This is a genomic window from Micrococcus sp. 63XJN7_8_ISO-PGPR-S23-253, assembly GCF_056173425.1.
Genome location: NZ_CM149673.1, coordinates 1,880,343 through 1,901,012, shown reverse-complemented (window position 1 = coordinate 1,901,012; position 20,670 = coordinate 1,880,343). Strand labels below are relative to the sequence as shown.

At 73.1% G+C, this 20,670-nt stretch carries 18 protein-coding genes; 14 read left to right on the top strand and 4 right to left on the bottom strand.

The features are described 5' to 3' along the window. Nucleotides 1-52: 52 nt before the first annotated feature. The 4 genes from AC0VX4_RS08775 to sdhC form a co-directional block, all read right to left on the bottom strand. Nucleotides 53-844 carry a succinate dehydrogenase iron-sulfur subunit gene (locus AC0VX4_RS08775; protein WP_036381948.1) on the bottom strand — a complete coding sequence of 264 codons (792 nt, stop codon included), beginning with the start codon at nt 842-844 and terminating at the stop codon, nt 53-55. Further along, nucleotides 844-2,631 carry a succinate dehydrogenase flavoprotein subunit gene (gene sdhA / locus AC0VX4_RS08770; RefSeq protein ID WP_078025778.1) on the bottom strand — a complete coding sequence of 596 codons (1,788 nt, stop codon included), beginning with the start codon at nt 2,629-2,631 and terminating at the stop codon, nt 844-846. The genes AC0VX4_RS08775 and sdhA overlap by 1 nt, the downstream gene beginning before the upstream one ends. Before the next feature lie 77 nt (nt 2,632-2,708). Next, nucleotides 2,709-3,188, bottom strand: a complete 480-nt coding sequence (locus AC0VX4_RS08765) for a succinate dehydrogenase hydrophobic membrane anchor subunit (RefSeq protein ID WP_036314556.1) — start codon at nt 3,186-3,188, stop codon at nt 2,709-2,711. 3 nt (nt 3,189-3,191) lie between these two features. Further along, nucleotides 3,192-3,596: a succinate dehydrogenase, cytochrome b556 subunit gene (gene sdhC / locus AC0VX4_RS08760; RefSeq protein ID WP_078025777.1), complete on the bottom strand. Its 405-nt coding sequence runs from the start codon at nt 3,594-3,596 to the stop codon at nt 3,192-3,194. A 247-nt stretch (nt 3,597-3,843) separates the two neighbouring features. Here sdhC and AC0VX4_RS08755 point away from each other — a divergent pair, with 247 nt between their 5' ends. The 14 genes from AC0VX4_RS08755 to AC0VX4_RS08690 all read left to right on the top strand — a co-directional run bounded on the left by AC0VX4_RS08755 (nt 3,844) and on the right by AC0VX4_RS08690 (nt 20,661). Next, nucleotides 3,844-4,995 (top strand): mannose-1-phosphate guanylyltransferase, encoded by a 1,152-nt coding sequence (locus AC0VX4_RS08755; RefSeq protein ID WP_060775495.1) that lies wholly within the window; start codon nt 3,844-3,846, stop codon nt 4,993-4,995. A gap of 61 nt (nt 4,996-5,056) precedes the next feature. Further along, nucleotides 5,057-6,313: an amidohydrolase gene (locus tag AC0VX4_RS08750; protein WP_144824691.1), complete on the top strand. Its 1,257-nt coding sequence runs from the start codon at nt 5,057-5,059 to the stop codon at nt 6,311-6,313. A 145-nt stretch (nt 6,314-6,458) separates the two neighbouring features. Continuing rightward, nucleotides 6,459-7,616, top strand: a complete 1,158-nt coding sequence (locus AC0VX4_RS08745) for a BMP family lipoprotein (RefSeq protein WP_144824690.1) — start codon at nt 6,459-6,461, stop codon at nt 7,614-7,616. A gap of 126 nt (nt 7,617-7,742) precedes the next feature. Continuing rightward, nucleotides 7,743-9,341: an ABC transporter ATP-binding protein gene (locus AC0VX4_RS08740; protein ID WP_269600537.1), complete on the top strand. Its 1,599-nt coding sequence runs from the start codon at nt 7,743-7,745 to the stop codon at nt 9,339-9,341. Beyond that, complete coding sequence (locus AC0VX4_RS08735) at nt 9,338-10,753, top strand: ABC transporter permease (protein ID WP_369022653.1); 1,416 nt, start codon at nt 9,338-9,340, stop codon at nt 10,751-10,753. The genes AC0VX4_RS08740 and AC0VX4_RS08735 overlap by 4 nt, the downstream gene beginning before the upstream one ends. After that, nucleotides 10,750-12,057, top strand: a complete 1,308-nt coding sequence (locus tag AC0VX4_RS08730) for an ABC transporter permease (RefSeq protein WP_002856564.1) — start codon at nt 10,750-10,752, stop codon at nt 12,055-12,057. Before AC0VX4_RS08735 ends, AC0VX4_RS08730 begins: the two co-directional genes overlap by 4 nt. Before the next feature lie 2 nt (nt 12,058-12,059). Then, nucleotides 12,060-12,491 (top strand): cytidine deaminase, encoded by a 432-nt coding sequence (locus AC0VX4_RS08725; protein WP_475464263.1) that lies wholly within the window; start codon nt 12,060-12,062, stop codon nt 12,489-12,491. A 74-nt stretch (nt 12,492-12,565) separates the two neighbouring features. Further along, nucleotides 12,566-13,900 carry a thymidine phosphorylase gene (locus tag AC0VX4_RS08720; protein ID WP_475464262.1) on the top strand — a complete coding sequence of 445 codons (1,335 nt, stop codon included), beginning with the start codon at nt 12,566-12,568 and terminating at the stop codon, nt 13,898-13,900. 4 nt (nt 13,901-13,904) lie between these two features. Further along, nucleotides 13,905-14,552 (top strand): DedA family protein, encoded by a 648-nt coding sequence (locus AC0VX4_RS08715; RefSeq protein ID WP_002856558.1) that lies wholly within the window; start codon nt 13,905-13,907, stop codon nt 14,550-14,552. Between the two features lie 24 nt (nt 14,553-14,576). Then, the gene (locus AC0VX4_RS08710) at nt 14,577-15,788 is read left to right on the top strand and encodes an adenosine deaminase (protein ID WP_475464261.1); all 1,212 of its coding nucleotides are present in this window, start codon (nt 14,577-14,579) and stop codon (nt 15,786-15,788) included. A 7-nt stretch (nt 15,789-15,795) separates the two neighbouring features. Further along, nucleotides 15,796-16,602: a MazG nucleotide pyrophosphohydrolase domain-containing protein gene (locus tag AC0VX4_RS08705; RefSeq protein ID WP_475464260.1), complete on the top strand. Its 807-nt coding sequence runs from the start codon at nt 15,796-15,798 to the stop codon at nt 16,600-16,602. 177 nt (nt 16,603-16,779) lie between these two features. Further along, entirely contained in the window at nt 16,780-18,057 is a 1,278-nt protein-coding gene (gene eno, locus AC0VX4_RS08700; RefSeq protein ID WP_060774492.1) for a phosphopyruvate hydratase, read from the top strand. A gap of 136 nt (nt 18,058-18,193) precedes the next feature. Then, nucleotides 18,194-19,012, top strand: coding sequence for an FtsB family cell division protein (locus AC0VX4_RS08695; RefSeq protein WP_475464259.1), 819 nt, complete (start codon nt 18,194-18,196; stop codon nt 19,010-19,012). Nucleotides 19,013-19,062: 50 nt separating this feature from the next. Further along, nucleotides 19,063-20,661: a DUF501 domain-containing protein gene (locus AC0VX4_RS08690; RefSeq protein ID WP_002856542.1), complete on the top strand. Its 1,599-nt coding sequence runs from the start codon at nt 19,063-19,065 to the stop codon at nt 20,659-20,661. Nucleotides 20,662-20,670: the final 9 nt, after the last annotated feature.

The following is a 20,670-nucleotide window of genomic DNA, read 5'->3' as shown; positions in this document are numbered from 1 at the left end:
GCGGCCCGCCTCCTCGAGGTGAGGAGACGGGCTGCCGTCGTGGTGCGGGGGATCAGAACTGGCGGGCCAGGATGGCCTGCTTCACCTCGGCGATCGCCTTGGTCACCTGGATGCCGCGGGGGCACGCGTCGGTGCAGTTGAAGGTGGTGCGGCAGCGCCACACGCCCTCCTTGTCGTTCAGGATCTCCAGGCGCATGTCACCGGCCTCGTCACGCGAGTCGAAGATGAACCGGTGCGCGTTGACGATGGCGGCCGGGCCGAAGTACTGGCCGTCCGTCCAGAACACCGGGCAGGACGAGGTGCACGCGGCGCACAGGATGCACTTGGTGGTGTCGTCGTAGATCGCCCGGTCGGCTTGGGACTGGTAGCGCTCCTTGGTGGGCGCGTGGCCCTCGGCGACCAGGAACGGCATGATCTCGCGGTAGGACTGGAAGAACGGGTCCATGTCCACGATCAGGTCCTTCTCCACCGGCAGGCCCTTGATGGGCTCCACCAGGATGGGCTTGGACAGGTCGAGGTCCTTCAGGAGCGTCTTGCAGGCCAGCCGGTTGCGGCCGTTGATGCGCATGGCGTCGGAGCCGCACACGCCGTGGGCGCAGGAGCGGCGGAACGACAGGGTGCCGTCATGGTCCCACTTGACCTTGTGCAGGGCGTCCAGCACGCGGTCGGTGCCGTACATGGTCAGGCGCCACTCGTCCCAGTAGGACTCCTCGGAGGACTCCGGGAGGTAGCGGCGGACCTTGAGCACGATGTCGAAGCTCTCGACCTCGCCTGCGCCGCCGCCGGCGGACTGGGTCTGCGCCTGGGCCACGGGGGCCTCGGTCTCGGTTGCTGAGTGGCTCATCAGTACTTACGCTCCATCGGCTGGTAACGGGTCACGACGACGGGCTTGGTCTCGAAGCGGATGCCCTTGACGCCCTCCATCTCCGCGGTCTCGTCACGGTAGATCATGGTGTGCGCCATGAAGTTCTCGTCGTCGCGGTCGGGGTAGTCCTCGCGGTAGTGGCCTCCGCGGGACTCCTTGCGGCCCAGGGCCGCGAGGGTCATCGCCTCGGCGATGTCCAGGAGGTAGCCCAGCTCCATGCCCTCGAGCAGGTCGAGGTTGAAGCGGTGGCCCTTGTCCTGGACGGACACGTTCTCGTAGCGCCCGCGCAGCTCCTCGATCTTGGCCAGGGCGCGGCGGATCGAGTCCTCGTCGCGGAAGACCTGCATGTCCGCGTCCATGGACTCCTGGAGCTCGGCGCGGATGTCCGCGACGCGCTCGGAGCCGGTGGCGGAGCGCAGGTTCTCGATGTGCTCCACGGTCGGCAGCTCGCCGCCCTCGGGCAGCTCCACCCAGTCCGCCTGCGCGGCGTACTCGGCGGCGTAGATGCCGGCGCGGCGGCCGAACACGTTGATGTCCAGCAACGAGTTGGTGCCCAGGCGGTTGGACCCGTGCACGGACACGCAGGCCACCTCGCCGGCGGCGTACAGGCCCGGCACGACGGTGTCGTTGTCCTGGAGGACCTCGGCCTGGATGTTCGTGGGGATGCCGCCCATGAAGTAGTGGCAGGTGGGGAACACCGGCACCGGCTCCGTGTAGGGCTCGACGCCCAGGTACGTGCGGGCGAACTCGGTGATGTCCGGGAGCTTCTCGTCGATGTGCGAGGGCTCCAGGTGCGTCAGGTCGAGCAGCACGTAGTCCTTGTTGGGGCCGGCGCCGCGGCCCTGACGGACCTCCTCGGCCATGGACCGGGCCACGATGTCGCGCGGGGCGAGGTCCTTGATGGTGGGGGCGTAGCGCTCCATGAAGCGCTCGCCGTCCGCGTTGCGGAGGATGCCGCCCTCGCCGCGTGCGGCCTCGGAGAGCAGGATGCCCAGGCCGGCCAGGCCGGTCGGGTGGAACTGCACGAACTCCATGTCCTCGAGCGGCAGGCCCGCGCGGTAGGCGATGGCCATGCCGTCGCCGGTGAGGGTGTGGGCGTTCGAGGTGGTCTTGTACACCTTGCCGGCGCCGCCGGTGGCGAAGATGACCGACTTGGCCTGGAAGACGTGGATCTCGCCGGTGGCCAGCTCGTAGGAGACGACGCCGGCGGTGCGCTTCTGCTTGTAGGCGGTGCCGTCCTCGCGCACGGCGTCCTCCTCCACCAGCAGCAGGTCGAGCACGTAGAACTCGTTGAAGAACTCCACGTTGTGCTTGACGCAGTTCTGGTACAGCGTCTGGAGGATCATGTGGCCGGTGCGGTCCGCGGCGTAGCAGGCGCGGCGCACGGGCGCCTTGCCGTGGTCACGGGTGTGGCCGCCGAAGCGGCGCTGGTCGATCTTGCCCTCGGGGGTGCGGTTGAAGGGCAGGCCCATCTTCTCGAGGTCCAGCACCGCGTCGATGGCCTCCTTGGCCATGACCTCCGCGGCGTCCTGGTCCACCAGGTAGTCGCCGCCCTTGACGGTGTCGAACGTGTGCCACTCCCAGTTGTCCTCCTCGACGTTGGCGAGGGCCGCGCACATGCCGCCCTGGGCCGCGCCGGTGTGGGAACGCGTGGGGTAGATCTTGGTGAGGACGGCGGTGTGCGCGCGCTGACCGGCCTCGATGGCCGCGCGCATGCCCGCGCCGCCGGCGCCGACGATCACCACGTCGTACTTGTGCACCTGCATTCAGGTCTCTCTTTCTGGGTGTCTGTGACGCGGCGGCCGCTCGGGCCGGCCGCACCGCAGGGTGAGCGTTTCCGAGGTCAGCCGCAGAAGGCCGGGGAGCCCTCGAGCAGGGCGCCGGAGGCGTCCACCATGCAGGGATCGAAGGTGAAGATCACCAGGGTGCCGAGGATGATGATCACGGCCGTGGCGATGTACAGGATCATCGTCAGCCAGAAGCGGGCGCTGCCGCGACGGGTGTAGTCGTTGATGATCGTGCGCACGCCGTTGGCGCCGTGCAGCATGGCCAGCCACAGGAGGGCCAGGTCCCAGAACTGCCACAGCGGGTGCGCCCACTTGCCGGCCACGAAGCCGAAGTCGATGGCGTGGATGCCGTCGCCCACCAGCAGGTTGGTGGTCAGGTGCACGGCGATCAGCACGACGAGGAAGACGCCCGAGATGCGCATGAACAGCCAGGCGAGCATCTCGAAGTTGCCGCGGCCGCCGCCGTCGCGCGTGTACTTGGGGTCCAGACGGCGGCTGCGGGGCGCCGCGATGGTGGTCTCAGCGGTGGTGCTCATGGCTCAGTGACCTCCGAGTGCGAGGCTGAAGTGACGGATGGCGAAGCCCAGGGTCAGGACGACCCACAGCCCCAGCACGATCCACAGCAGGGTCTTGTGGTGCTGGGTGCCGCCCTTCCAGAAGTCGACCAGGATGATGCGCAGGCCGTTCAGGGCGTGGAAGATGATCGCCGCGACGAGGCCGGCCTCGCCGAGCGCGAAGTACCACGTCTTGTACGAGCCGATCACGGCGTTGTAGGCCTCGGGGGAGACCCGGACCAGGGCCGTGTCCAGCACGTGGACGAGCAGGTAGAAGAAGATGACGACGCCGGTGACGCGGTGGCCCACCCAGGACCACATGCCGCCGTGGCCCCGGTACAGGGTTCCGCGGCCGTTCTTGGCCGGGGCCTGCGCAGTGGCGCTAGACACGGTTGATACCTCCAGGGGGAATGCACGATCCCGGTCCTCCGCCGTGGGACGACGACGGGCAGGGGCGTGTGCGAGTGGATTCCTCCGCCTAGGGTAGACCCTTCCCGCGCCTCCGTGCCCGATCGGGGGCCGGGGCGGCCACTGTGACACGCGCGGCGCCCCGCCGCCGTCCTGCTCGGTCTGGGCTGTGCCCCGCCTGGGAGGCGGCGAGTGGTCCCCCGTCCGGACGGTTCCGTAGTCTGGGCCGGTGAGCACCGATCCGAACCTGACCGATGCCCCGCGCGAGGCCGCGCCGGGCACGGCCCTGTCCCGCTTCCACGCCGTGATCCCCGCCGGGGGCGTGGGCACCCGCCTGTGGCCCCTCTCGCGGGCCGCCGCCCCGAAGTTCCTCCACGACCTCACCGGCTCGGGCCAGACCCTGATCCGTGCCACGTGGGACCGTCTGGCGCCCCTGGCCGCGGGCATGCTCGTGGTGACCGGGGAGGCCCACCGGGAGGCGGTGTGCATGCAGCTGCCGGATCTGGCGGAGACGGATCTGGTGCTCGAGCCCTCGCCCAAGGACTCCGCGGCCGCCATCGGCCTGGCCGCGGCGATCCTCTCCCTGCGTGACCCGGACACGATCATGGGCTCGTTCGCGGCGGATCAGGTGATCTCCCCGGTGGAGGTCTTCCAGGACGCGGTGCGGCAGGCCGTCGAGACGGCGGCCACCGGCCGGATCGTGACCATCGGCATCGAGCCCACGCACGCGGCCACGGGCTTCGGCTACATCCGCCGGGGCCGCCGTCTCCGCGTGGCCGGCGCTCCGGACGCGCACGACGTCGCCGCGTTCGTGGAGAAGCCGGACCTGAAGGTCGCCCAGCAGTACGTGAAGTCCGGCCGCTACCTCTGGAACGCGGGCATGTTCGTGGCGCCCGTCGGCCTCATGCTGGCCCACCTCGAGGAGAACGAGCCCGCGCTGCACGCCGGCCTGATGGAGATCGCCCGCGCGTGGGAGACGCCGGAGCGGGACGAGGTCATGGCCCGGGTGTGGCCCGAGCTGACGAAGACCGCCATCGACTACGCCGTGGCCGAGCCCGCCGCCGCCGTCGGCGACGTGGCCGTGATCCCCGGCTCCTTCACGTGGGACGACGTGGGGGACTTCGCGGCGATCGCCCGCCTGAACCCGGTCAAGGACGCCTCCGGCATCACGGTGATCGGGGACACCCCGCGCGTGTACTCGGACGACGCGTCCGGCGTCGTGGTGACGGACACGAAGCGCGTCATCGCGTTGATCGGCATCGAGGACGTCGTCGTGGTGGACACCGAGGACGCGCTGCTGGTCACCACCACGGAGCACGCCCAGGAGGTCAAGAAGGCCGTCGAGGCGCTCAAGGCGGAGGGCGTGGACGAGGTCCTCTGACCGTGTCCCCGGCCGGGTCCGGCCCCCACCGACCGGCACCCCCGGAGTAGGGTGCTGGGCCATGACCACCTCCGACTCCGTGCTGACCGGGCCCCGTCCGACCTCCGTCCCCTCGGTGGGCCCCGTGGTGGCCGAGCTCGAGGACGAGATCGTGTCCTTCCGCCGGGACCTGCACCGGCATCCCGAGCTCTCCTATGAGGAGTACCGCACCACCGACCGCATCGTGGAGCTGCTGTCCGGCTACGGGCTCTCGCCCGTGCGGATGGAGTCCACGGGCGCCTACGTGGACGTCGGGGAGGGGCCGGTGGTGCTGGCCCTGCGCGCCGACATCGACGCGCTGCCGGTCGAGGAGGAGACCGGCCTGCCCTACGTGTCCGTCAATGACGGCGTCGCGCACGCGTGCGGCCACGACATGCACACCGCCGTCATGGCGGGTGTGGCCGTCTCCCTCGGCCGCATCCTCCGCGGGGCCACCGCCGACGCCGACCTGCGCGCGGCCGGTGAGCGGGCCCACGGCACGGTCCGCGTCATCTTCCAGCCCGCGGAGGAGCGGCTGCCCGGCGGCTCGCTGGCCGTGCTGCGCCAGGGGGTCCTCGACGACGTGCCCCGCATCCTGGCGGCGCACTGCGACCCCCAGGTCGACGTCGGCTCGATCGGCACCCGCATCGGCGCCATCACCTCGGCGGCGGACACCATCCGGATCACCCTCACCGGACGCGGGGGACACACCTCGCGGCCCCACCTCACCGAGGACATGGTCTTCGCCCTGTCCCAGATCGCCGTGAACGTGCCGGCCGTGCTCTCCCGGCGGATCGACGTGCGCTCGGCCGTCTCCGTGGTGTGGGGGCAGATCGCCGCCGGCAGCGCGCCCAACGCGATCGACAACACCGGCTACCTGGCCGGGACCATGCGCTGCCTCGACGCGGACGTGTGGGAGGAGGCCGGTGCGCTGCTCGACGAGGTGGTCCGGCAGGTCGCCGCGCCGTACGGCGTGCACGTGCAGCTCGAGCACGTGCGCGGCGTCCCCCCGGTGCACAACACCGAGGGCGAGACGGCGCTGATCGAGACCGCGGCGCGGCGGGAGCTCGGCTCGCGCGCGATCCTCCTGACGCCTCAGTCGATGGGCGGCGAGGACTTCGCCTGGATGACCCAGAAGGTGCCCGGCTCCATGCTGCGCCTGGGCACCCGGTCCCCGGGCGGCCCCATCTACGATCTGCACCGCGGGGACTACGCGCCGGACGAGCGGGCCATCGGCGTGGGCATGCGGGTCTTCACCGCCGCCGCGCTGCAGGTGCTCACGGGCGAGGACCACCACTGACCCCGCCGCCCGCACCCGCCGGAGGGGACGGGCCAACCGTTCGGTAGACTCGCGCACATCCGGACGGGGCCACCCGCACGGGCCCCGTCTTTCCGCGGCCACCGGCCGCGGACCTCGCACCGTGCCTTCCGAAATGAGGAACCCCATGGGCATCGCCACCCCGTCGGCCGCGCGCCGCCGTCGTCTCCTGCTCCCCGCCGCCGCGCTCGGCGTCTCCGGCCTGCTGCTGACCGCGTGCGGCGCCCCGCCGGAGCAGTCCGAGGCCTCGGGCTCCGGCGCCGCCGAGAGCGAGGCCATCGCCACCGTGGACGGCGTCGGCTCGGACAACAAGGACTACAAGGCCTGCATCGTCTCGGACGAGGGCGGCTTCGACGACCGCTCCTTCAACCAGTCCTCCTACGAGGGCCTCAAGGCCGCCGAGAAGGCCTACGGCATCACCACCAGCGAGGCCGAGTCGAACGAGCCCAGCGAGTACACCCCGAACGTGACCGCCATGGTCAACGCCGACTGCGACGCCGTCGTCGGGGTTGGCTTCCTCCTCGGCGACACCATGAAGCCGATCGCCGCGCAGCACACCGACACCCACTTCTTCGGCGTGGACGTCGTCGACGGCGACTTCACCGACAACGTGCAGAAGCTCACCTACGACACGGCGCAGGCGGCGTTCCTGGCCGGCTACCTGGCCGCGGGCACCACCGAGACCGGCACCGTGGCCACCTACGGAGGGGCCGAGTTGCCCACCGTCACCATCTTCATGGACGGCTTCGCCCGCGGCGTGGAGCACTACAACGAGGTCAAGGACAAGGACGTCAAGGTCCTGGGCTGGGACAAGGACGCGAAGACCGGCTCCTTCACGGGCGACTTCAAGAACGTGGCCAACGGCAAGACGAACACCGCCAACTTCATCAACGAGGGCGCCGACATCGTGATGCCGGTGGCGGGCCCCGTGGGCCTGGGCACCCTGGACGCCGTCCGCGAGGCGAACCAGGGCGGCAAGGACGTCAAGGTCATCTGGCCGGACTCGGACGGCTACGAGTCCACCAAGGACGGCAACCTGATCCTCACCTCGGTGAAGAAGAACATGGGCCAGTCCGTCTCCGACGTGATCGCCGCAGACCTGAAGGACGAGTTCTCGGCCGAGCCCTACGTGGGCACGCTGGAGAACAAGGGCGTCGAACTGGCCCCGTTCCACGACTTCGAGGACACGGTGCCGCAGGAGCTCAAGGACGAGCTCAAGGACCTCGAGGCCAAGATCGTCTCGGGCGAGCTGAAGGTCGGCTCGGAGTACTCCCCGGAGGCCTGACCCGCCTCGCCATCGCCGCAGGGCCGGCCCGGACCCCTCCGGACCGGCCCCGCGGCGCGCGGGCGCCCGGCCCGCCCCCGCCGCCGAGAGCGGCACCACGAGCATCGACCAGACGGAAGGCCCTCGATGAGGCTCGAACTGCGCGGGATCACCAAGCGCTTCGGCTCGTTCGCCGCGAACGAGGACGTGAACCTGACCGTGGAGTCGGGGCGGGTGCACACCCTCCTCGGCGAGAACGGCGCCGGCAAGTCCACCCTGATGAACGTCCTCTTCGGGCTCTACGAGCCCACCGAGGGGGAGATCCTGCTCGACGGCGAGCCCGTCCGGTTCTCCGGCCCCGGCGAGGCCATGCGCGCGGGCATCGGCATGGTGCACCAGCACTTCATGCTCGTGCCCGTCTTCACGGTGGCCGAGAACGTGGCCCTCGGCGACGAGCACACCCGCGCCCTGGGCGTGCTCGACCTCGAGGCCACCCGCCGGCGGATCCGGGAGATCTCCGCCCAGTACGGCTTCGACGTGGACCCGGACGCCGTCGTCGAGGACCTGCCCGTGGGCGTGCAGCAGCGCGTCGAGATCATCAAGGCCCTCGTCCGCGATGCGCGCATCCTCATCCTGGACGAGCCGACCGCCGTGCTCACTCCGCAGGAGACCGACGAGCTGCTCGGCATCATCCGCCAGCTGCGCGCGGACGGCACGGCGATCGTGTTCATCTCCCACAAGCTGCGCGAGGTCAAGGCCGTCTCGGACGACATCACCGTGCTGCGCCGCGGCCGCGTGGTCGGCACGGCGGACCCCTCCGCCGAGGCCGCCGAGCTGGCCGCCCTCATGGTGGGCCGGAGCGTCGTCCTCGAGCGGCGCAAGACGGCCCCGACCCTGGGGGAGGAGACGTTCCGCGTCGAGGACCTCTCCGTCGTCTCGCCCACGGGCCAGGTGCTGCTGGACGCCGTGTCCTTCGCCGTCCGCCAGGGCGAGGTCCTCGCCGTGGCCGGTGTGCAGGGCAACGGCCAGACCGAGCTGACCGAGGCGATCATGGGCCTGGTCAAGGCCACCGGCTCCGTCACCCTGGACGGCCGGGAGCTGATCGGCCGGTCCACCCGCCAGATCATCCGCGCCGGCGTCGGCTTCGTGCCCGAGGACCGCTCCACGGACGGGCTCGTCGGCCCGTTCTCCGTGGCGGAGAACATGGTGCTCAACCGGTACGACGTCGCCCCGGCCGGCAATGCCGTGCAGATGCGCCCCGCCGCGGTGCGGGCGCTCGCCGAGCGCCGCGTGGCCGAGTTCGACGTCCGCACCCAGGGCGTGGACCTGCCGGTCTCCTCCCTCTCGGGAGGCAACCAGCAGAAGGTCGTCATGGCCCGCGAGCTCGTGGACGGGCTGCGCCTGTTCATCGCCTCGCAGCCCACGCGCGGCGTGGACGTCGGCTCGATCGAGTTCCTGCACGACCGGATCATCGCCGAGCGCGACGCCGGCACCCCCGTGCTGATCGTCTCCACCGAGCTGGACGAGGTCCTCGAGCTGGCCGACCGGATCGCCGTGATGTACCACGGGCGGATCGTCGGCATCGTGCCGGGGGGCACCTCGCGCGAGACGCTCGGCCTCATGATGGCCGGCCAGACCCCCGACGACGCGGCCCTCGCCTCCGGCGCGGACGTCGCCGCGGGCACGCCCGGCACCGCCGGCGCGGCGCCCGCCGCCCACCCCACCACGGAAGGAGAGCGCCCGTGAGCACCGCCGCCCCGCAGCGCCCGGCCCCCGCGTCCGACACAGCCGCCCGGCCCGCCCCCGCCGACTCCGCCCTGCGCCGGATCCTCTCGGGCAACGGCACCGTCACCGCCCTGGCGATCCTGCTGTCCCTGCTGATCTCCGGCCTGCTGATCATCGCCGTGGACGAGGACGTCCGCGACGCCGCCGGCTACTTCTTCGCCCGCCCGGGCGACCTGCTGTCCGCCGCCTGGGCCGCGTTCGCCGGAGCCTTCGCGGCCCTGTTCCGCGGCGCCGTCTTCAACTACCGGGCCTCGGACGCGACGGGCATGCTCTACCCGCTCACCGAGACCCTCACCGTGGCGACCCCGCTGATCATCATCTCGCTGGGCATCGCCATCGCCTTCCGGGCGGGCCTGTTCAACATCGGCGGCCAGGGCCAGTTCATCTTCGGCGCCATGTTCGCCACGTGGTTCGGCGTGCACCTGCACCTGCCGGCCGGCGTGCACCTGCTGCTCGTCGTCGTGATGGGCGTGCTCGGCGGCGTGCTGTGGGGCTCCGTCGTCGGCGTGCTCAAGGCCTGGACGGGCGCGCACGAGGTGATCCTCACGATCATGCTCAACTACGTGGCCGTGAACCTGCTCGCCTACCTGCTGAACACCCCCGTCCTGCGGGCGCCCGCCACCACGAACCCGGTGTCCGCTCCGCTGGACCGCTCCGCCATGTTCCCGCGGCTGCTGGGGACCGACTTCCGGCTGCACTGGGGCTTCTTCGTCGCGCTGCTGGCCGTGCTCTTCACGTGGTGGCTGATGCAGCGCTCCACCCTCGGCTTCCGCCTGCGCGCCGTGGGCGCCAACCCGGACGCCGCCCGCACGGCCGGCATCTCCGTGAAGGGCTCCTACGTGGCCGCCATGGCGATCTCCGGCGGCCTCGCCGGCCTGGCCGGCGCCACCCACGTGGCCGGCACGGAGAGCACGCTGAACACGTCCGTGGCCGGGTCCTTCGGCTTCGACGCGATCACGGTGGCCCTGCTCGGCCGGTCCCACCCGGTGGGCGTGCTGTTCGCGGGCCTGCTCTTCGGCGCCCTGCGCGCCGGCGGCGTGACCATGCAGACCGAGACCGGGGTGCCGGTCGACATCGTCCTCGTCGTCCAGTCCGTGATCGTGCTGCTCATCGCGGCCCCGCCGCTGGTGCGCGCCATCTTCCGGCTGCCCGCCCCGGGCGCCGCCCGCGCCCGCCGCGCCGCCGACCCCGTGACCCAGCCCGCCGTGGCCGGCGCCGCGGTGACCGGCGCAGCCGGCCACGCCGCCGCCCCGTCCACGGGCGTCCAGGAGGCCGCGGCCGCCGCCGTCGCGGACCCGCAGGCTCCGACCACCCAGCCCACGGACGCCGCCCCGACCCATCGCCCGCACGAGCAGAAGGGGGACGCCCGATGAGCGCGACCGCCGCCCGGCCCCACGCCGACGTCGTCCGCCCCGAGGCTGCCGAGCCCGCCCGGGTCGTGGTCCGGCACTGGACCACCCCGATCGCCCTGACGGTCCTGACCCTGCTGGCCCTGGCCGTCTTCGCCCTCGGCGCCCCCGAGGCGACGGCGACCTTCCGGCTCTCCACCCCGTCCGACGCCGTCGTGCTCCCGGACCTGACCGCCGACCCCGTGCTGGGCGGCTGGCTGTTCGTCGGGCTCATGGCGGCGCTCACCGTGGTGGCCTGGCTGGCGACCCTGCGCTCGGGGCGCACCCCCGGCTGGGCCGCCGCCCTGTTCGCCGTCGCCTTCGTGGCCGCGTTCCTCATCTGGGTGATCGGCTCGGCGGACAACACCACCGTGTTCCTCACCGGCCTGATCGCCGGCTCATTCGCGCTGGCCGTCCCGCTGATCTTCGGCTCGATGGCCGGCATCCTGGCCGAGCGCTCGGGCGTGGTGAACATCGCGATCGAGGGTCAGCTGCTGGCGGGCGCGTTCACGGCCGCCGTCGTCGGCACCGCCACCGGCTCGCCCTGGGCGGGCCTGGCCGCCGCCATCGTGGCCGGCGTCCTCGTGTCCTGGCTGCTCGCCGTGTTCTCGATCAAGTACCTGGTCAACCAGGTGATCGTCGGCGTCGTGCTCAACGTGCTCGTGGCCGGCCTGACGAGCTTCCTGTACTCCACCGTCCTCACGGGCGGGGACACCGAGCTCAACGCGCCGCCGCACTTCCCGAACCTGCGGATTCCGGGCCTGGCGGACATCCCCGTGCTCGGGCCCATCCTGTTCGACCAGACGATCCTGGGCTACGCGATGTACCTGCTCGTGATCGCGCTGTGGTTCGCCCTGTTCCGCACCCGCTGGGGCCTGCGCGTGCGCGCCGTGGGCGAGCATCCCAAGGCCGCGGACACCGTGGGCATCGACGTGAACCGCACGCGCTACGCCGCCGTCCTGCTGGGCGGTGCGGTGGCCGGCATGGGCGGGGCGTTCTTCACGCTCGTCTCCGCGTCGTCCTTCACCAAGGAGATGACGGCGGGCCAGGGCTTCATCGCGCTCGCGGCCGTGATCTTCGGCCGCTGGAACCCGATCGGCGCGTTCTTCGCGGCGCTGCTGTTCGGCTTCGCCACCAACATGCAGTACGTCCTGGCGATCCTCGGCACCCCGGTGCCGAGCCAGTTCATGGCGATGCTCCCGTACCTCGTCACGGTGTTCGCCGTGGCCGGCCTCGTGGGCCGCTCGCGCGGCCCGGCCGCCTCGGGCGTGCCGTACGTGAAGGAGTAGCCGTGGCGGACGGGCAGCACACGACGACGGCGCCGCGCGTGGACTGGGACCGGCTGCGGGCCGCGGCCCTGGCCGCCACGGAGCACGCCTACGTGCCCTACTCGGGGTTCCGGGTGGGCGCCGCCGCGCTCACCGACGACGGCCGCCTCGTCTCGGGCTGCAATATCGAGAACGCGTCCTACGGGCTGACGCTGTGCGCCGAGTGCGCGCTGCTGGCCGACCTGCGCATGGGCGGGGGCGGCCGACTCGCCGCGTTCGTCTGCGTGGACGGCGACGGCGTGCTCACCATGCCCTGCGGCCGCTGCCGCCAGCTGCTGTACGAGTTCCGCGCCCCCGGGCTCGTGCTGCTCACCCCGGCGGGGGAGCGGGGGATCGACGCGGTGCTCCCGGACGCCTTCGGCCCGGCCAACCTGGAGCGGGCGGACCGTCCCTGACCCGCGGCGCGCTCCCGGGCCCGCTCGCTAGAGTCGGAGGCTGACCGTCGCAGCCGTCCCCCGAGGAGACCCCCATGACCGCGCAGCCGCAGGCCGAGCCCTTCGACGCCGTCGAGGTGATCCGCACCAAGCGGGACCGGGGGACGCTGTCCCCCGAGCAGATCGACTGGGTGGTGGACGCGTACACCCGTGGCGTGGTGGCGGACGAGCAGATGTCCGCCCTGGCCATGGCGATCCTGCTCAACGGCATGGACCGCGCCGAGATCGCCCGCTGGACGGACGCGATGATCGCCTCGGGCGAGCGCATGGACTTCGGCGGGCTCACCACCCCGGACGGCCGCCCCCTGGCCACCGCGGACAAGCACTCCACCGGCGGCGTGGGGGACAAGATCACCCTGCCGCTGGCCCCCCTCGTGGCCTCCTTCGGGGTGGCCGTGCCGCAGCTGTCCGGCCGCGGCCTCGGCCACACCGGCGGCACCCTGGACAAGCTCGAGGCGATCCCCGGGTGGCGGGCCGACCTCAGCAACGAGGCGATGCTGCGCCAGCTCTCCGAGGTGGGCGCCGTGATCTGCGCGGCCGGCTCGGGCCTGGCCCCGGCGGACAAGCGCCTGTACGCCCTGCGCGACGTCACCGGTACGGTGGAGGCCATCCCGCTGATCGCCTCCTCGATCATGTCCAAGAAGATCGCCGAGGGCACCGGCGCCCTCGTGCTGGACGTCAAGTGCGGCTCGGGCGCGTTCATGAAGGACGAGGCGTCCGCCCGCGAGCTGGCCCGGACCATGGTGGACCTCGGCCGGGACGCCGGGGTGGACACCTCGGCGCTGCTCACGGACATGTCCGTGCCCCTGGGCCGGACGGCCGGCAACGCCCTCGAGGTCCGCGAGTCGGTGGAGGTGCTCGCCGGCGGCGGCCCGGCCGACGTCGTGGAGCTCACCGTGGCGCTCGCCGCCGCGATGCTCGCCGGCGCCGGGGTCACGGACGTGGACCCGGCCGAGCACCTGGCCAACGGCCGGGCGATGGACGTGTGGAACCGGATGATCGAGGCCCAGGGAGGCGACCCCCGCGCGGCCCTCCCGACGGCGGCCCACACCGAGGACGTCGTCGCGGAGACGGACGGCGTCCTCACCGAGCTGGACGCGATGGCCGTGGGCCTGGCCGCGTGGCGCCTCGGCGCCGGACGGGAGCGGCAGGGCCAGGCCGTCCAGGCCGCGGCCGGCGTCGAGTTGCACGTGCGCCCCGGTGAGCGCGTGGCCCAGGGTCAGAAGGTGCTGACCCTGCACACGGACACGCCGGAGCGCTTCGAGCGGGCGAGGGCCGCGCTCGCCGGCGGGTGGGCCGTCGGCGAGCTCGACGACGTCGACGCCCGGACCCTGCGCGAGCGCTCCGTGATCCTGGACCGGATCGGCTGACCGGATGCTCGCGTGGCTCGAGGAGGCGATCCTCCACGCCTCCGCGCAGTGGTGGGTCCTGCCGCTGACGCTGCTGCTGTGCCTGCTCGACGGAATCGTGCCGATCTTCCCGTCGGAGTCGGTGCTGGTGGCCCTCGGCGCGATCGTCCGCGACGGGCACCCGTTCTCCCTGTGGGCGCTGTGGGGGGTCGGCTTCGCGGGCGCGTTCCTGGGGGACGTGGCCGCGTACGCGATCGGCCGTGCCGTGGGCGTGGAGCGGTTCCGGTGGATGCGGCTGCGGCGGGTGCGGGCCACGGTCGAGGTCGCCCGGCACCACCTGCACAGCCACGGCGCGCTGCTGCTGTTCACCGCCCGGTTCATCCCCGGCGGCCGCGTGGCCCTGAACCTCACGGCCGGCGCCACCCGCTATCCGCCGGTGCGGTTCGTGGCGCTGGACCTGCTCTCCACGGCCAGCTGGGCCGCGTACTCGATCATGATCGCGCGCCTGACCGCGGGCTGGCTGGAGAATCCGGTGCTGCAGATCGCCGTCTCCGTGACGGGTGCCGCGCTCGTGGGCCTGCTGCTGGACCGTCTGCTCAAGGCCCTGCTGCGCCGCCGGCTGGGCTCCGGGGTGAAGGGCCTCACCCTGGCCGAGCAGGAGGCCCTGCGCTGAGCGCCCTGCCGTAGAGTGACGCCCGTGACGACGACGCAGCTTCCGGACACCGCATCCCCCTCCCCGCTCGAGGTCGACCTGGCCGTCCTGCCCAAGGTCTCCCTCCACGACCACCTCGACGGCGGCCTGCGCGTGGGCACCGTCCTCGACCTGGCCCGCGAGGCCGGCGTCGAGGTCCCCGCGGACACCGTCGAGGGCCTGGCCGAGTGGATCGCCGAGCACGCCAACGGCGAGTCCCTCGAGAAGTACCTGCAGGTCTTCGCCCTGACCACCGCCGTGATGCAGACCCGCGAGCAGCTGCGCCGCGTGGCCCGCGAGTTCGTCGAGGACCTGGTCGCCGACGGCGTCGTCTACGGCGAGATCCGCTGGGCCCCCGAGCAGCACCTGGCCGGCGGGCTGACCCTGGACGAGGCCGTCGAGGCCGTGCAGGCCGGTCTGGACGAGGCGGTCGAGGCCGCCGACGCCGCGGGCCACGTGATCCGCGTGGGACAGCTGGTCACCGCGATGCGGCACGCCGACCGGGCCCAGGAGATCGCCGAGCTGGCCGTGCGCCACCGCGAGGCCGGCGTCGTGGGCTTCGACATCGCGGGTGCCGAGGCCGGGTTCCCGCCCTCCCGCTTCGCCGACACCTTCACGTGGCTGGCCGCCCACCACCTGCCCGTCACCGTGCACGCGGGCGAGGGCGACGGCCTGGACTCCGTCCGCTCGGCCCTCGTGGACGGCCGCGCCCTGCGTCTGGGCCACGGCGTGCGCCTGGCCGAGGACATCTCGGTGGAGTACGGCGGCGTGGACGAGGACGGCGAGCAGCTGGACGAGCTGACCGGCCTCGTGGACCTGGGCGAGACCGCCGCGTGGGTGCGGGACCGGCAGATCGCCCTGGAGGTCTGCCCGTCCTCGAACCTGCAGACCGGCGCGGTGGACGCCGCGGCGGGCATCGCGGGCCATCCCATCGACCTGCTCGTGCAGCTCGGCTTCCGCGTCACCGTGAACACGGACAACCGGCTCGTCTCGGACGTGTCCCTGACCGACGAGCTCTACCTGCTCGCCGAGACCTTCGGCTACTCGCTCTCCGAACTGTTGGACCTGCAGCTCAACGCCGCCGAGGCGGCCTTCCTGTCCGTGGACGAGCGCGAGGACCTCGCCGAGATCCTCGTGGCCGGCTGGGGCGAGGTCATCTCCGGCGACGCCGTGGGCCCGGTCCTCAAGGAGCTGGACGACGAGGACGAGGACGACTGATCCTCCCGTGAGCGAGAGTGTGGACCGTCTGGTGGCGGTGGTCGAGGCCCTGCGCGACCACTGCCCCTGGACGGCTGCGCTCACCCACGCCGACCTCGCCGAGTACCTCGTGGAGGAGGCGTACGAGGCGGTGGCGGAGATCGAGACCCGCGACACCGCCGCGTGGGCCGACGTGCCCGCGCGTCGGGCCGACGGCGCGTACCCCGCCCTGGCCGCCGAGCTCGGGGACGTCCTGTTCCAGGTGGTCCTGCACGCCGCCGTCTCCCGGGCACCGGGCGCCCCGGCGGAGACGGCCGGGTTCCGCCTGGACGACGCCGCCGACGCCCTCACCGCCAAGATGATCCGGCGCAACCCGCTCGTGCTCACCCCCGAGGGCGGCCTGCGCCCGGCCGAGGAGCTCGCCGCCGTCACGCCCGAGGCCGTCGAGCTGGCCTGGGAGCGGGTCAAGGCGCGGGAGCGGGCGGCCGCGGGGCTCTCGCCCGCCGCCCCGGCCCACGACGACGGCGGCACCGGCCCGGGCCTCGACGTCGGCGACGTCCCGGCCCGGCTGCCGGCGCTGGCCGCCGCCGCGAAGGTGGTGGACCGCGCGGCTCGGCAGGAGCCGGACCCGCTCGCCGCGCACGTCCCGGCGCCGGTCGCGGAGGCGGGGGAGCGCCCGGCGGCGGGGTGGCCGGACGAGGCCGCGCTCGGGGCGGAGCTGTTCACGCTGGTGCGCCGGGCCCGGGCGGCGGGGCTGGACCCCGAACGGGCCCTGCGCGCCACGGTGGCCCGGGTGCGTGCCGGGGACTGGGCGGCGCTGCGCCCGTCCGGCTGACGCGCCGCCGCTCCGGCCCGGCCGCAGTCCCGACCGCGCCCCAGCGACATCGCAGCAGGGGGGAACGGCGGTCTTGTCGCCGGCGCGCGGCCGACCGGAACCTGAGGTCCCCGCTAGGCTGAGGCCGTGTCCACGCCGCGGGCACGACTTCCGACTTCGATTGAAGGAGACCCGTCCATGGCCCTGATCGACGCCATCCACGCTCGCGAGATCCTCGACTCGCGCGGCAACCCCACCGTCGAGGTGGAGGTCCTGCTGACCGACGGCTCCCTGGGCCGCGCGGCCGTGCCCTCGGGCGCGTCCACCGGCGAGTTCGAGGCGGTCGAGCGCCGTGACGGGGACAAGAAGCGCTACGGCGGCAAGGGTGTGCTGGACGCCGTCGCCGCCGTCGAGGGCATCGCGGAGGAGCTCGAGGGCGAGTTCGCCGCGGACCAGCGCGCCGTGGACCGTGCGATGCGGGACCTGGACGGCACCCCCAACAAGGGCAAGCTGGGCGCGAACGCGATCCTGGGCGTGTCCATGGCCGTCGCCGCGGCCGCCGCGCAGGCCTCCGACCTCATGCTCTACAAGTACCTGGGCGGCCCGAACGCCCACGTGCTGCCCGTGCCGATGATGAACATCCTCAACGGCGGCGCCCACGCGGACTCCAACGTGGACATCCAGGAGTTCATGATCGCCCCGATCGGCGCCCCGTCCTTCCGTGAGGCCCTGCGCTGGGGCACCGAGGTCTACCACGCCCTGAAGACCGTGCTGCAGGAGAAGGGCCTGTCCACCGGCCTGGGCGACGAGGGCGGGTTCGCCCCGTCCCTGGAGTCCAACCGCGCCGCCCTGGACCTCATCGCCGAGGCCGTGACGAAGGCCGGCTACCGCCTGGGCGAGGACATCGCGCTGGCGCTGGACGTCGCCTCCTCCGAGTTCTTCGACAAGGGCTCCTACACCTTCGAGGGCCAGCAGCGCTCCGCCGAGGAGATGGCCGCCTACTACACCGAGCTGGTGGACAACTACCCGATCGTCTCCATCGAGGACCCGCTCGACGAGGACGACTGGGACGGCTGGCAGCACCTGACGGCGCAGCTGGGCGATCGCGTCCAGCTGGTGGGCGACGACCTGTTCGTCACCAACGTGGAGCGGCTGCAGCGCGGCATCGACGAGAAGGCCGGCAACGCCCTGCTCGTGAAGGTCAACCAGATCGGCTCCCTGACCGAGACCTTCGACGCGATCTCCCTGGCCCAGCGCCACATGTTCCACTGCATGATCTCGCACCGCTCGGGCGAGACCGAGGACACGTTCATCGCGGACCTCGCGGTGGCCACCAACGCCGGCCAGATCAAGACCGGCGCCCCGGCCCGCTCGGACCGCGTGGCCAAGTACAACCAGCTGCTGCGCATCGAGGAGGACCTGGCCGACGCCGCCGTCTACGCGGGCCGCTCCGCCTTCCCGCGCTTCCGCGGCTGACCGTCCCGACGACGACGCGCGGGCCCGCCCGGATCCTTCCGGGCGGGCCCGCGCCCGTCCCGGGGGCGGCCAGGAGCCTGCCAGGGGCGGGCAGTAGGCTGTGAGGGTCCCCGCCACGCGTCCGAAGGAGTCCGCGATGAGTCCGCGCCGCCCCCGCGTGCCCCGTGTCGACCCGACGACGGGCGCCCCGCGCCGGCCCGCCGTCGCGGCCCCGGCGGCCCCGACGACGGCCTCCCCGCAGGCGGACGCGCCCACGCCGACCCCTGAGGCCACCACGCCGACGCCCGCGGCGACGGACGCCGAGGTCATCGACCTGCACAGCGTCCAGGAGCGCCGCCAGGCCGGTCACCACGGACACTTGGACGGGCACCCGGACGCGGACCGGGCCGACACGGCCCCCGCCGAGGACACCGCCGCCCCCGCGTCCCCGTCGGCACCCCCGCGCCGGACGGCGCCGGTCCGCCCGGCCGGGCGTCGGCCCCGGCCCGCCCCCCGCCGCGCCGCATCGGCCGCCGCCACGGCCGCCCGCCGTCGGGCCCCGCTGCCGGAGCCGGTGCCGGCCCGGCAGATCACGGGCCGCGCGCTCATCGTCGTCGCCGTGCTGCTGGTGGCCGCCGTCCTGGTGGCGCCCACGCTGCGCGCGTTCCTGAACCAGCAGCTGGAGATCTCGGCCGCGCGCGAGGAGATCGCCGCCATGCAGGCTCAGCGCGAGGACTACGAGCGGCGGATCCAGCTGTGGGACGATCCCTCCTACGTGACCCAGCAGGCGCGTGAGCGTCTCGAGCTGGTCATGCCGGGGGAGACCCTGTACTCCGTGACGGGGCGGCCCTCCGAGACCGAGACCGACACCGAGGCCGAGGACACGCCCGCCGCCGGCGCGGACGAGACCGTCAACACCCGCCTGCCGTGGGCCGAGGGCCTGTGGGACTCGGCCGTCCGCGCCGGGCTCGAGTGAGTCCCGCGTCCCGCCCCCGCCCGCACCGCCCCCGCACCCCTGAGGACACCATGACCGTCAGCCCCCGCCCCGCCCAGGACCGCACCGTCACCGAGAAGGACCTGGACACCCTGTCCCGCCAGCTCGGCCGCCCGGTCCGGGACGTCGTGGAGATCGGCGCCCGCTGCGTGTGCGGCAACCCCCTCGTGGCCACCACCGCGCCGCGCCTCTCCAACGGCATCCCGTTCCCCACGACCTTTTACCTGACGCACCCCGTGCTGACGGCGGCGGTCTCGCGCGTGGAGGCGGACGGGGAGATGGCGCGCATGAACGACCGCCTCGCCCAGGACCCCGTGCTCGCCGCCGCGCACCGCGCCGCGCACGAGGCCTACATCGCCGAGCGGGACCGGGTCGGGGCCGAGGCCGGCACGGGGCCCGTCCCGGAGATCGCCGGGGTCTCGGCCGGCGGCATGCCCGAGCGCGTGAAGTGCCTGCACGCCCTCGTGGGCCACGCGCTCGCGGCCGGGCCGGGGGTGAACCCGCTCGGTGACGAGGCGATCGCCCTGGTGGCCCCGTGGTGGACGCCCGAGGTCTGCGCGTGCGAGGGCGCGTGGGACGAGGACGCGGCGGTGCCCACGAAGGACCTCTCCCGGCACGTGAAGCACCTCGAGCGCGTCGCCGCGCTCGAGGAGGTCACGGTGGCCGGCGTGGACTGCGGCACGAACTCCATCCGCCTGCTGATCTCCCGGCCGGCCGGGACGGATGAGACCACCGGGGCCGGGGCCGATCCGGCGGCGCCGCTGGCCGACGTCGTGCGTGAGATGCGCGTGGTGCGCCTGGGCGAGGGCGTGGACGCCACCGGCGCGTTCTCCGACGCCGCGCTGGAGCGCACCTTCGCGGCGGTCGAGGAGTACGCCCGCCTGGTCCAGCGCCACCACGCCGGCCGGGTCCGGTTCGTGGCCACCTCCGCCAGCCGGGACGTCTCCAACCGGGCCGCGTTCGTCGACGGCGTCCGGGAGCGGCTCGGCGTCGAGCCGGAGGTCGTCTCGGGCGCCGAGGAGGCCGGCCTGTCCTTCGCGGGCGCCGTCTCCGCCGTCGAGACCGCGGACCTGGGCCCGGAGGACCTCGTGCTCGTCGTGGACCTCGGCGGCGGCTCCACCGAGCTGGTCGTCGGCACGCCCGCGGGCGAGGTCGTGGGCGCGGTCAGCCTGGACATGGGCTGCGTGCGGTTCACCGAGCGTCATCTGCGCTCCGACCCCCCGACGTCGGATGAGGTCACCGCGGCCCGCGCAGACGCGCTCCGTCTCCTCGACGACGCCGCCGCCCGCCTGCCGCTGGAACGCGTGGCGCGCGTGGTCGGCGTGGCCGGCTCGGTGACCACCGTGACCGCCGAGGCCCTCGGGCTCAGCACGTACGAGCCCGAGGCCATCCACGGTGCGCGCCTGCCGATCGCCGAGTTCCGCGCGGCGGCGGAGGGCCTCGTGGCGGCGACCCGGGCCGAACGCGCCGAGCGGGGGTTCATGCACCCGGGACGGGTGGACGTGATCGGCGCGGGCGCGCTGCTGTGGAGCACCGTCCTGGAGCGGGTGGCCGAGGTCGCGGGCGTCACCGAGGCCTGGGCGAGCGAGCACGACATCCTGGACGGGATCGTGCTCTCGCTGCGGTCCTGACCACGACGG